10 protein-coding genes and 1 riboswitch are annotated in these 12,473 nt (G+C 71.9%); of the genes, 4 read left to right on the forward strand and 6 right to left on the reverse strand.

The genetic code is table 11. From position 1 onward, the window contains the following. Positions 1-119 precede the first annotated feature (119 nt). The 3 genes from ACGFJ7_RS01190 (at position 120) to ACGFJ7_RS01200 (ending at position 2,552) form a co-directional block, all read left to right on the forward strand. Positions 120-1,115, forward strand: coding sequence for a hypothetical protein (locus ACGFJ7_RS01190; RefSeq protein ID WP_360241479.1), 996 nt, complete (start codon positions 120-122; stop codon positions 1,113-1,115). Positions 1,116-1,491: 376 nt separating this feature from the next. After that, positions 1,492-2,025: a hypothetical protein gene (locus ACGFJ7_RS01195; protein ID WP_392640100.1), complete on the forward strand. Its 534-nt coding sequence runs from the start codon at positions 1,492-1,494 to the stop codon at positions 2,023-2,025. Beyond that, positions 2,022-2,552, forward strand: a complete 531-nt coding sequence (locus ACGFJ7_RS01200; protein WP_392640103.1) for a hypothetical protein — start codon at positions 2,022-2,024, stop codon at positions 2,550-2,552. Before ACGFJ7_RS01195 ends, ACGFJ7_RS01200 begins: the two co-directional genes overlap by 4 nt. A 6-nt stretch (positions 2,553-2,558) precedes the next feature. On the opposite strand, the gene ACGFJ7_RS01205 is transcribed toward ACGFJ7_RS01200, so the two are convergent. The 6 genes from ACGFJ7_RS01205 to dxs form a co-directional block, all read right to left on the reverse strand. Beyond that, positions 2,559-3,800, reverse strand: a complete 1,242-nt coding sequence (locus tag ACGFJ7_RS01205; protein WP_392640106.1) for a sensor histidine kinase — start codon at positions 3,798-3,800, stop codon at positions 2,559-2,561. Beyond that, a complete protein-coding gene (locus ACGFJ7_RS01210) occupies positions 3,797-4,471 on the reverse strand; it encodes a response regulator transcription factor (protein WP_097322137.1) in 675 nt (224 codons plus the stop codon). Before ACGFJ7_RS01210 ends, ACGFJ7_RS01205 begins: the two co-directional genes overlap by 4 nt. Positions 4,472-4,538: 67 nt before the next feature. Further along, entirely contained in the window at positions 4,539-5,798 is a 1,260-nt protein-coding gene (locus ACGFJ7_RS01215) for a PQQ-binding-like beta-propeller repeat protein (RefSeq protein WP_392640109.1), read from the reverse strand. A 40-nt stretch (positions 5,799-5,838) separates the two neighbouring features. Then, positions 5,839-7,203: a PQQ-binding-like beta-propeller repeat protein gene (locus ACGFJ7_RS01220; RefSeq protein WP_360241497.1), complete on the reverse strand. Its 1,365-nt coding sequence runs from the start codon at positions 7,201-7,203 to the stop codon at positions 5,839-5,841. A gap of 3 nt (positions 7,204-7,206) precedes the next feature. Next, on the reverse strand, positions 7,207-8,514 hold the full coding sequence (locus tag ACGFJ7_RS01225) for a PQQ-binding-like beta-propeller repeat protein (RefSeq protein ID WP_360241500.1): 1,308 nt from the start codon (positions 8,512-8,514) through the stop codon (positions 7,207-7,209). Positions 8,515-8,585: 71 nt separating this feature from the next. Next, positions 8,586-10,502, reverse strand: coding sequence for a 1-deoxy-D-xylulose-5-phosphate synthase (gene dxs / locus ACGFJ7_RS01230; protein WP_360241503.1), 1,917 nt, complete (start codon positions 10,500-10,502; stop codon positions 8,586-8,588). 100 nt (positions 10,503-10,602) lie between these two features. Then, positions 10,603-10,688, forward strand: a riboswitch (ZMP/ZTP riboswitch). Positions 10,689-10,703: 15 nt separating this feature from the next. Here dxs and ACGFJ7_RS01235 point away from each other — a divergent pair. Next, complete coding sequence (locus ACGFJ7_RS01235) at positions 10,704-11,564, forward strand: tetrahydrofolate dehydrogenase/cyclohydrolase catalytic domain-containing protein (RefSeq protein WP_360241506.1); 861 nt, start codon at positions 10,704-10,706, stop codon at positions 11,562-11,564. The last annotated feature ends 909 nt before the right edge of the window (positions 11,565-12,473 follow it).

Raw genomic sequence — 12,473 nt, forward strand, 5'->3', positions numbered from 1 at the left:
CTCCTCGAAGGAGCGCGGGGCATCGTCGTTTCGGTGTGTCACACCTCCCCCGACCACCGGAGATGCGTCATTGCCGCAGGCCGATAGGCTCCGGAGGTACCCGAATGATGGAGCGCTCGATGTCGCAGCCCCCGTACCCCGGCCAGCCCCAGTACCCCGGCCAGCCCAACCCGGGTGAGCCCTCCTCCGGCCAGCCCTACCAGCCCTATCCCGGCCAGCCGGGCAACGCTCCGGGCTCGGTGCCGCCCGGGCCGCAATATCCGCCGACGACGGCGTATCCGGCTCCCGGCCAGCCTCCGCAGCCGGACTACACCCAGCCTCAGTACGGGCCGCCGGCCGACTACACGCAGCCGCAGTACGGTCAACCTCAGTACGGTCAGCCCCAGTACGAGCAGCCCCAGTACGGCCAGCCCGGCTATCCTCCGCCTTCGCCGCCGCAGAAGCCGAAGTCGAAGGTGCTGCCGATCGTGCTCACGGCGATCGCCATCGTGCTGGTCCTGTGCGTCGGCGGTTCGGTGGCCATCTACCTGGTCGCCAACAACAACAAGGACGACAACACCAGTTCCACGGGTACGGACGTGACCCCGACCGTCACGTCGACGGCGGAACCGACCGACCCGGCCCCGCGCACCACCGAGCCGACCCGCCCACCGGCGCCGACCATCAAGATCGTGGAACCGGCCAAGCTCGGCGGCCGCCCCAAGCTGACCAACCAGCAGTTCGCGCCGCAGACCGAACGCCTCGAGTCGAGCCTGAAGACGATGCCCGGCGTCACCAAGGCCATCGGCGCCCTGTACGGCACGGTCGGCGACGAGGACATCGTCGTGCTGGCCGCCGCCGCGGTCCCGATCGCCAACCCGAAGACGGAGCTCGACTCCACGTTCTACGGCGCCGGCGTGGGCGGCCTGAAAATCGACAACATCGTCACCGCCCCCACCGGCACCCTGGGCGGCTACGCCAAGTGCGGCAGCGGCAAGACCGCCGGCACCACCTTCACCCTGTGCGCCTGGGCCGACGAGGGCAGCTTCGGCATGATCATCTCGTACTTCAAGTCCATCACCGCCGCCAAGACCGAGTTCCCCAAGCTCAGGGCCCAGGTCGAAACGAAGAGCTGACACACCGCAGAGCACGATCGCATAGTCGCGTCGCCTCCGGAACGGACCGGTCACGGTTCCCTTCCGGAGGCGCCCGCGTCACCTCCACCGGTCAGGATGGTCCGCGTCCCTCCCCGATAGGTCTGAGGAGAGTTGCGGTGATCCTGGAGCATTTGCGCCGCGTCCGCTGGGCGTAGCCGCCTCGGTCGTAGCCAACGTCCTGCACGCCCTCGACAACCCGATCAGCCAGGCCATCGCCGCCTGGCCCCCACTGGCGCTGCTCCTCACGGTAGAGCTGATCTCCCGCGTCCCGGTCCACCGCAAGCTCCCGGCCGCCGCCCGCTTCATAGCCACAGCCACCATCGCCGGCATAGCCGCCTGGGTCTCGTACTGGCACATGGTCGGCGTGGCCTCCCGCTACGGCGAAACAGGCGCTTCCCCGTACCCGCTCCCCCTATCGGTAGACGGCCTGATAGTCGTGGCCAGCATCTGCCTGGTAGAGCTGGGCGGCCGCATCTCCACCTTGGAACGCGCCACCGACAGCCCCGCCACCGCCACCGCGTCGCCGGCCACAACCGCTTCACCCGCCGCCACGCAGCCGACCCAAGCCGCTCTACCAGCCGCCACGCAGCCGACCCAAACCGCTCCACCCATCGCCGCCACGCAGCCGACCCAAACCGCTCCACCCGCCGCACTTACGCAGCCGGCCAGAACCGCTCCACCCATCGCCGCCACGCAGCCAGCACAAGCCGCTCCACCCGCCGCCGCCACGCAGTCGGCCTTTCCACTCACCGCCGTCGCTTCGCCAACCGCGACCGAGGTCGGCGCCATACCGGATATTTCTGACATGCGAGGTTCTGAGTCGTCAACCGCGTCTCTACCCGGCCACGTCCCAGCCCCTGCGGGCCCTCCCCTCGCAGCGCCGGGATGACTAGCCGGGCAACGACCACCGCCGCGCTGGTCGAAGTAGCCGCCACCCTCCCGCGCACGACCGACGACGCACCATTCACCCCCGCCATGACCCGCCAGGGCCGCCCCGCCGGAGGCGTTCCCCGCCCCTCCACCGGCGCTCCCCGGCCCGGAACCAGCACCCCTCGCCCAACCCCCGGCACCTCACGCCCCGCCGCCGGCGCTTCCCACCCAGCCGCCGATGCTCCCCGCCCGCTGAGCGCCGGCCGCGCGGCTTCCGCCCAGCGCAGCCGTCACGACGACACGACCCCGGTCAGCACGGACCGCGCGGTCCCCGCCCAGCGCACCCGCCAGGACACGACCACGGTCAGCGCCGAGAAAGCCTCCCGCCCTCGCCGCACGCCCGCCGAGACGGTTGCCCTGGCCCACCAGATCAGAGCCGCCCACCCCGATCTCACCGAGGCCGAAGTGGCCACCGAACTCGGCATCAGCCTCTCCCGCTGGCGCACCATCCGCCGCGAGGCCGGCGACCAGGCCCTCGCCGCCTGACCGGTGTCACTGGGACGGGGCGACGCCCAGGCCCTTGGCTCGCTTGACCGCGGCCGTGGCGGCCACGACCGGGGTGGCGTCGGCCGTCGGGAGCTTGACCGTGACCTCCAGGCCGCCGCCGTCCTGGGCCACCGCTGAGACCGTGCCTCCGTGGGCGTCGCAGACCGCTCGGACGATCGACAAGCCCAGGCCCGAGCCGCGGGAGCCCGTGCGTTCCCAGCCGCCGCGGCGGAAGGGCTCGAACAAGCCCGGCACGTCGGCCGGCTCCACCTCGTAGCCCGTGTTGCCCACCACCAGGACCGCCTGGCCGCCCACCGTCGACGTGCGCAGCCACAGGCTGCCGAGCAGGTGGTTGTAGCGGATCGCGTTCTCGATCAGGTTGCCCGCCAGGCGGTCGAGCAGGGACGGGTCGCCCACCACCGAGGCCGGCTGCAGGTCGGTCGTCACCTGGAGCTTCAGGCGTTCCGCCTCGGCCCGCACCGCCGACAGCGCGTTCGTCACGCTGATCGCCAGGTCGGCCGGGACCTTGCGGACCAGGCGGCGGCCCGACTGGGCTTCCGAGCGGGCCAGCACCAGCAGCGCGTCGACCAGCCCGTTCGCCCTCTCCGAGGCGTTGCGCACCACCTTCGCCATGCGGCGGTACTCCGCGACGTCGGCCTCGTCGTCGCTGAGGGTCACGTCGATCTCGGTCCGCATGACGGCCAGCGGGGTTCGTAGCTCGTGCGACGCGTTCGCCACGAAGCGTTTCTGGGACTCGAACGCGCCGGCCAAGCGGTCCAGCATCGCGTCGAACGTGCGGGCCAGTTCGGCCACCTCGTCGTCCGCCCCCGAGTAGCGGATGCGCTGGTCCAGCGTCTCCTCGCCGAGACGCCGGGCCGTCTGGGTGACCGCGTGCAGCGGGCGCAGCGCCCGGCCGGCCACCGCGTACGCGCCGGCCGTGCCGATGATGCCGATCGCCAGCAGGGCCACCAGGCCCTTGACCAGCACCTCCTGGGAGGCCTGGGAGACCAGCGTGCTCTGCCACTCGACCGCGTCGCGGGTCTCGCCGTTCTCCAGCATCACCCTTGTGCCCGAGCGCAGGGCCTCGCCGGAGCCCATCGCGTCGCTGACCAGCAGCCAGGCCAGCAGGACGAGGATGGCGCCGGCGCCGACCAGCAGGATGCCGTTGAGCAGGGTGAGCCGCAGGCGGAGGGTGGGGCGCAGGCTCAGCCGCAGGCTGCGGTGGGCGCTGCCGGAGTAGACCGTCATGAGAGGACGACCGGTTCCGGCACCCGGTATCCGGCGCCGACCACCGTCTCGATCAGCGGCGGGTCGCCGACCTTTTTGCGCAGGGTCATCACCGTCACCCGTACCGTCGTGGTGAAGGGGTCGGTGTTGGCGTCCCAGACCCGTTCGAGCAGTTCCTCACTCGACACCACGCCCCCTCGGGCCTTCAGCAGCTCTTCCAGGACGCCGAACTCCTTGTTGGTCAGGTCGATCGGGGTGCCGCCGCGGGTGACGACCCGGCGGGTCTGATCGAGCACGAGGTTGCCGACGGTCAGCACGGGCGGCGCGGCCGGGGTGGCCCGCCGGCCCAGCGCCTGCACGCGGGCGACCAGCTCGTCGAAGGCGAACGGCTTGGGCAGGTAGTCGTCGGCGCCGAGTTGCAGGCCCTCGACCCGGTCGGCGACCGTGCCGCTCGCGGTCAGCATCAGCACCCGGGTCAGCGCGCCCGACTCGACCAGCGCCGCGCAGATCTCGTCGCCGTGCATGCCGGGCAGGTCACGGTCGAGGATCACGACGTCGTACCTGGTCACATAGGCCATTTCATGACCTTGGAGGCCGTCGTACGCCACGTCGACCGCCATGCCTTTGCGGCGCAGCCCCCGGGCGATCGCGTCACAGAGGTTCCGCTCGTCCTCTACCACCAGCACACGCACCGCAGACCTCCGTCGACAACCGGGTACAGCCTCGTCGACCGGGTGTGAAGAGGCCGTAAGTGAAAGGCTACCGAAGGGGCCAGACGGCGACCGAGGCGTCGAGCAGGCGGCAGATCAGCACCCCGGTGGCGGCCCGGCAGTTGCCGGAGACGCCGGAGGCCGCGCCGGTGACCCGGATCGCCTGGCGGACCGGGTCGAGCAGCCCGTAGTAGAGGACGTACTCGCCGCGGACGTCGATCTTGCCGTAGATCATGCCGTCGTCGGTGCGGCCCAGGCTCTCCCAGCGGCCGAAGTCGCCGACGGCCTTCCCGGTCGCCGGGTCGAGCAGCCACACCGCCGGTTCGTCGATGCGCCGGTCGAGGCGGGTGGCCGCCAGGTAGGGGCCGGCCGGTTCGGCGTACGCCCAGACCTCCGAGGACCACAGCGCCCGCCCGGTCTCCCGGTCGAGCGCCACCATGCCCGTCTGCTGCCGGAACGTGCAGATCAGGGCGCCGCAGTCGGCCTGCATCCAGCTCTGCGACAGATCGGCCGCGGTCCGCCAGCGGAACGTGAGGTCGGGCAGATGGTAGGCGGTGAAACCGTCGCGGGTGTCGACGGTGATGAGATCGCCGACCGGCCAGACATATTCGGATCTGAGCGGCACGGTACGGCCGGCGACGAGCTTTCCGGTGTACGCGTCCCGGGTCTCCAGCCGGCCGTTCGGCGACTGGACCACCAGCCAGCGCGGGTAGCCCGGCCGGGGGCCGGCCTCGGTGATCACCCCGTTCGGCGGGCGGATCACCGACCAGCGGATCATCCCGGTGCCGGCGTCCACCGCCAGCGAGGCCTCCTCGGCCGCCAGCAGCACCTGACCGCCGGCCACCCCGACCAGCCGGGCCGGCCGGCGCCACAGCGTGTCGTCGGTGCCGGCGGCGACGGCCACGACCGCCCACCGGCCGCTCGCGTCGAGCTGATAGCTCACCACGATCGTGTCGCCCACCCGCAGCACCTGGTCGATCGCCCCGGACACGGTCACGACCGTGCCGTCGACCGGGCGGACCGAGGGCAGCCGGTACGTGTCGATCGTGCGCACCCGGACACCGTTGCCCACCACTGTCGATCCGCTGACCAGGAACATCTGGTCACCGAAGACGTGCACCGCGTCGCCCAGGCTCGCCGGCACGACGATCGGCGCCGCCGAGCGGGGCACCGGCCCGGCTGCGGCCAGCAGTGCGAGCAGCGCGCACGACAGCAGCGCGAGCAGCAGCCGGAGCGGCACGGGCGGATCGGGCGGAGGCGGTGGGGCGTCCCGGGGCGCCTCACCGAGGTCGATCACGACGTTCGTCATGCCGCCTCCCCCGGCCTCCCCCAGTGTGCGCTCCCGGCGGCTAGCCGCGGTATGCCCAAATGCGCAGGCTGTCCTCGGCCCGGCAGACGATGTGCCGCGCGTCGGAGGCGCAGTCGCTGATCGGCACACTGGTCGTGCCGAGCACCTGGACCCGGCCGCGCGGCGCGTCCACCAGCCCGAACTCGCTCACACCGCCTTCCAGGCCGCGCCGCAGGACGATCGGCTGGCCGGCCGCGGCGGGCACCTGGGCCCGCCAGCCCGACAGGTCGGCGCGCGGGGCCCCGGTCGCCAGGTCGACGAGGCGTACGGGCTCTCCGCTCTGGTTCTCCGTCTCGAGAACGTAGCGGCCGTAGCGGGTCACATCGACGCTGGCGGGCGCCCGCCATCGCGGCCGGCCGGTCGCCGGGTCGAGCACCTCCAGCCCCGACGGGGTGTTCCCGCAGGTCAGCCCCGAGCAGACGGCCGCCTGGACCATGACCTGCGGCACCGGGCGCGTCCAGGCGGCGGCCAGGGTCTCCGGTGAGTACGCGGCCTCGTACGCCAGATAGCCGTCGGTGTTGTGGTAATAGATCATCATCTGGTCGCCGACGAGTTCCCCGCTCATCGGCGACCGCCCCTCGACCTCGGGCAGGGCCGTCCGGCGGAGCACCTTCCCGGTGACGCCGTCGATGCGCTCGAGCCCGTCCGAGGTGAGCAGCAGCACGGCCGGCCGATCGCCGGGCGCGACGGTGGCGACGACCGCACCGGCGGCGCTGACCGTCCAGACCTTCGCCCCGGTGTAGAGGTCGACGCCGCTCAGGTCGGTGCGGGTCGGCGGTTGCACATGCGGCTCACCGGTGGCCGTGAAATAGATCGGGCCCGGGTCGCCGGATTTCTGGTCGTAGACCGTGCCGGGCCGGAACCGCGGCTCCTGGACGAGCCCGATCCGGCCGCCGGCCAGCGGGGCCACCCCCATCGGCACCGACCAGCGGACCTGACCGCTGTGCCGGTCGAGCACCGTCGTGATCGGCCCGTGCGAGCTCAGGGCGACGTCGCCGGCCTGGTCGAGGTGGAAGCCCCCGTAGCCGAGACCGTCCGGGTTCTCCTCCGGCAGCTGATAGCGGGTCTTCCAGAGCTGCCGCGGCGGCTCGGCCAGGCTCCACGCGATCACGTCGCGGCCGTGCCCGATCACGTTCATCGTGTAGACGCCGCCGCCGGCCAGCTCGAACGGCTCGTCCAGGCCGCGGGTGACCGGCACCGAGCCGAGATAGCGCCAGAGCACCGGCTCGGCCGGCACCGAGGCGCCCAGGGCGATCACGAGCACGGCCGCGAGGATCAGGCCACCGAGCCGGTAACGGTGGGCGGGTGGCGGCGAGCTGGGCGCCGGGTCGGGCTGGGCGGTCAGGTCCAGCTCGATCAGCGCCAATGCTCAACCCTTCAGGCCGTACGCCCAGACGACGAGCTGGCCGTACATCGTGCGGCAGACCAGCCGGCTCGGCGCCGACTGGCAGTCGCCGGTGCCCGTGGGCAGATCGGCCAGCAGCCGTGGACGGCGTTCACCCGGCCGGGCGACGGCGACCATGGTACGGCTTCCCGGTTCGACCGAGCGCGTCACCAGCAGGTGGCCGTCGAGGCCGCTGCCGGTGACCGGGCGCCAGCCGGTGAGGTCGACCTGGAGCGTTCCGGCGTCCGGGTCGATCAGGCCGAGGGTCGAGGTGTGCTCCGGTGAGCCGTACGCGACGTACATCGCCCCGAACCGCTGAAGGCCCCGCCACTCGGGCTGCCGCCAGCGCACGTCGCCGGTGAACGGGTCGATCGCCCGCATCCCGTCCGGCCCGCTCAGGCAGGCCAGCAGGCCGCACTCCTGGATGTCGTACGCGCCGTCGGCCGGCATGGTCCACACGTTGCGCAGCGTCTCCGGGTCGTACGCGGAGATCTCCATGCCGGGGTTTCCGGGGTGCCGCAGCAGGATCAGGCCACTGACGACGGCCGGGTTGGCCGGATCGTAGTCGGCCGGCGGCACCTGGCGGCTGACCAGCTGTTCGCCGGTGACGAGGTCGCGGACCTCCATCGTGCGGTTGTCGTGGACCAGCAGCATCCGGGTGCCGGCGTCACCCGGCCCGGGCAGTCCGGTGAGCACGGCGCTGCCCGGCACCGGCACGGTCCACCGGGTCCGGCCGGTCATCGGGTCGACCGCCTGGATCGGCCCTTCGACGCGCCGGCCGGCGCCGGACTGGCTGCGCCGGGGCGTGACCGCGAGCAGGGTGGGCGAGCCGGCCACGGTGACCACCTGACCGGCGCGGGTCCAGCGGGACACCCCGTCGGTCACCGAGACGGCGGTGGTGCCAGGGTCGTTGGTGCCGGCGTTCCAGGGGCGCATCAACACCAGGCCGCCGCCCAGGCGCAGGCGGTAGGCCGGGGTGGACTGCCCGGCCTCCCACAGGGTTCGGCCGGACTGAAGGTCGTACGAGCTGAGCAGCCCGAACGTCTGGGCCAGGAGCTGGCCGTCGTCGCTCATCGCGTACGCGTCGGCCGGGCCGATCTGGAGGCTGAAGACCTGCCGGATCGGCGACTTGGCCGGCTGGGCCGACGCGGTCGCGGTGAACAGGACGAGCACGGCCAGAACGGCCGCGGGGAACCAGCCCGGGAACGCGGAACGGCTGGGTGAGCCGTACGTCTCAGGCTCGCCCCGATCAAGACCGAGGTCGATGATCACCGTGTTGCCGGCAACGCTCATACCTCAAAGGTAACGAGCAGATAACGGTGTCGCCCCGGTCAGAATCCGTTCCGCGGCTTTTCAGCGTTTAATCAGGCTTGCGCGGGCTCCGCGTCCGCCTCGAGCCGCGAGGCCCAGCCGATGACCTCGCGCGCGATGTCCTGGGCGGTCAGGCCGAGGGACGCGAGGATCTCGCCCCGGGAGCCGTGCGGGTGGAAACCGGCCGGGACGCCGAAGTCGCGCAGCGGCACCTCCACGTCGGCGTCGCGCAGCGCGGCGGCCACCGCGTCACCGACGCCGCCGGCCCGGATGCCGTCCTCGACGGTGACCACCCGGCGGTGCTGCGCGGCCAGGCCGGCCAGCTCGATCGGCACCGGGCGCACCCAGCGCGGGTCGACCACCGTGACGCCGTAGCCCTGCTCGGCCAGCCGGCCGGCGACATCCATCGCCAGGGCCGCGAACGAGCCCACCGCGACCAGCAGCACGTCCTTGCGCTCGTCCTCGCGCAGCACGTCGACCTGGCCGATCCGGCGCACCGCGGGCAGGTCGGCCGCGACCGAACCGGTCGGGAACCGCACGATCGTCGGGCCGTCGTCGACCGCCACCGCCTCGCGCAGCTCCTCGCGCAGGGTGGCGGCGTCGCGCGGCGCGGCGATCCGCAGGCCGGGCACGGCGCCGAAGACGCTCATGTCCCAGATGCCGTAGTGGCTCGGCCCGTCCGGCCCGGTGATGCCGGCCCGGTCGAGCACGAAGGTCACCGGCAGCTCGTGCATCGCCACGTCGAGCAGCACCTGGTCGAACGCGCGGTTGAGGAAGGTGGCGTAGACGGCGACGACCGGGTGCAGGCCGCCCATCGCGAGCCCGGCGGCCGAGGTGGCCGCGTGCTGCTCGGCGATGCCCACGTCGTACACCCGCTCGGGGTATTTGCGGGCCAGCTCGGCGATGCCGGTCGGCTCGGCCATGGCCGCGGTGATGCCGACCACGTCCAGCCGTTCGTCGGCGATCTTCACAAGCTCCTCGGAGAACACGTGCGTCCACTTGACCGACGGCTTGGCGGTCAGCGCGCCGGTCTGCGGGTCGAAGGCGCCCGGCCCGTGCAGGCAGTCGGCCTCGTCCTGCTCGGCCGGCCGGTATCCGTAGCCCTTGCGGGTCACCGAGTGCACGATGACCGGGGCGTTGAAGCCCTTGGCCCGGCGCAGCGCCGACTCCATCGCCTGGACGTCGTGCCCGTCGACCGGACCGATGTATTTGATGCCCAGGTCCTCGAACATCGGCTGCGGGCTCACCGCGTCCTTGATGCCGCGCTTGACCGCGTGCAGCACCTCGTACACCGGCTTGCCCACCACCGGCGTGTTGCCCAGCGCGTCCTTGACCAGGTCGAGCACCCGCTCGTAGCCCGGGTTGAGCCGCAGCGTGCTCAGGTGGTCGGCCAGCCCGCCGATGGTCGGCGCGTACGACCGGCCGTTGTCGTTGACGATGATGACCAGCCGGTTCTTGGCGGCGGCGATGTTGTTGAGCGCCTCCCAGCACATGCCACCGGTCAGCGCGCCGTCACCGACGACGGCGACCACGTGCCGGTCCTCACCGCGCAGGGCGAAAGCCTTGGAGAGACCGTCCGCGTACGACAGGGCGGTCGACGCGTGCGAGTTCTCGATCAGATCGTGCTCGCTCTCGGCCCGGCTCGGATAACCCGTGAGCCCGCCCCGCTGCCGCAGCATGTCGAAGCCGTCCTGCCGCCCGGTCACGATCTTGTGCACGTACGCCTGGTGCCCGGTGTCGAAGAGCACGCGGTCGCGCGGCGAGTCGAAGACCCGGTGCAGGGCCAGAGTGGTCTCGACCACACCCAGGTTGGGCCCGAGGTGACCACCGGTCCGCGACACCTTGGCCACCAGGAAGTCGCGAATCTCCGCCGCCAGCAGGGTCAGCTGGTCGGGGCTGAGGCGCTTGAGGTCACCCGGTGAGGTGACACCGGAAAGAAGACCGTCGGAGGCGGGGAGGGATTCGCTCATGGGGGGAAAGTCTATCGGCGTGGCGCCGTGGCGCATCCGCCAAGAGGTTTCGATGCGGTGTCCTACACACAACTGTCACAAGTTCCCTCTGGCATGCTTGTCGTACGAACGCGACTGGCGGCACAGAGGATGGGTCAACCATCGGGGAGCGCTCGCCACGGGGAGTCGACCGCCTGGGCACCCGTGCCTGCGGAGTCAGCCATGCCTTCAGCCCGTCTCCTGCCCGGCGCCCCCGTGGCCGAGGCCGTCCTAGCCGACGTAGCCGACCGCGTGACCCGCCTGCGCGCCCGAGGCGTAACCCCGAGCCTGGCCACCATCCTGGTCGGCGACGACGACGCGAGCGCCGGATACATCCGCATCAAGCAGCGCCAGGCGGCCGAACTGGGCTTCGAGTCCCCCCACGAGCACCTGCCGGCCGACGCGACCCAGAAGGACCTGGAGTCGGTGATCGCCACCTACAACGAGGACCCGAACGTCCACGGCGTCCTGATCCAGTACCCGATCCCGGCCCACCTGGACTACGACGCGGCCCTGCAGACCCTCGACCCGGACATGGACGTCGACGGCATGCACCCCCTGAACATGGGCCGCCTGTCCCTGGGCATGCCCGGCCCGCTCCCGTGCACCCCCGCCGGCATCGAGGCCCTGCTGGCCCACTACGAGATCCCGGTAGCCGGCCGCGAGGTGGTCATCCTGGGCCGCGGAGCGACCCTGGGCCGCCCACTGGCGATGCTGCTGGCCCAGAAGCGCCCCACCGCGAACGCGGCGGTGACGGTGGTCCACACGGGCGTGAAGGACTGGCCCCGCTACACCCAGCGCGCCGAAATCCTGATCGCCGCCGCCGGCGTCCCCGGCATCATCCAGCCCGAACACGTACGCCCAGGCGCCACAGTCATCGGCGCCGGCGTCCGCTACGAGGGCCGCCGCCTCCTGCCAGACGTGGACGAGTCCTGCGCCGAGGTAGCGGGCGCCATCACGCCCCGCGTAGGCGGCGTAGGCCCCACCACGGTCGCGATGCTGTTCCGCAACGCCGTCCAGGCCGCCGAACGCGCAACTTCCTGACCCCCTCCACTGCCGGGCTGCCCGAGCACGCTCGTCCACGCCGGACGCTCCGCTCGGGCACCCCGCCCCAACTCCGACGCACCGACCCACCCAGCTCCCGCCGAACGACCACCCCGGCGCCGCGCACAACTCCCGCTGAACCACCGGCCCAGCAACCCCGCCCAGCTCCCGTCGAACCACCGGCCCAGCGCCACGCCCAGCTCCCGCCGAACGACCAGCCCGGCGCCGCGCCCGGCTCGCGCTGGCCGGCGGCAGGCCCGGGAGGAACGCCGAGTCGCGCTGGTTGCCCCGACTCACGCTGCTTTGGCCGGGCAGGCTCTCCACGGTCAGGTAGCGCGTGGTCGCGCCGAGTGCTCCGGGTTGCGCTTGTACGGTTCCGAGCCTTTCACTCCGAACGTTACACGGAATCCCTCATCGCGAACCAACATTTTTTCCCGCGACTTTGGCACGATCGACATCGGTTCGCGGATGGCCTTTCCGAGCGGTCGGCGGGATAATTGGTCATGCGATACCAACAGCTCGGACTATTCTCCCGCGAACAGATGAAAGCCATGCGCGATCGCACCCTCTCGCGCAATGGTCACCCGAGAAAGACGCGTTCCGGCGCGAGCACGAGTGCCGCCGCAAGTGGGGACTCGCTCAGCGCCACGGCTTCAAACTGCTCTGGTTACGCCGAGAGAAGCAGCGCCTGGCCGAGCTGGCAGCCGAAACCCAGCCACCGGTCGCCACAACCGCACCCGCCGGCCCGCCCGGTCCCACCGATGCGACCGCCAGCCCGGCAGTCCCCATCAGCACAGCGGCCCTCACCAGCACAGCGACGTCTCCGGCTCCGGCTACCCCGCCGAGCCAAGCAGCCGATATCAGCACAGCGGCCGCCACCAGCACAGCGACGCCTCCGGCTCCGGCCAC

Origin of the sequence: Actinoplanes sp. NPDC048988 (assembly GCF_043197815.1) — a bacterium.
In the GTDB taxonomy this organism is placed as follows: Bacteria; Actinomycetota; Actinomycetes; order Mycobacteriales; family Micromonosporaceae; genus Actinoplanes.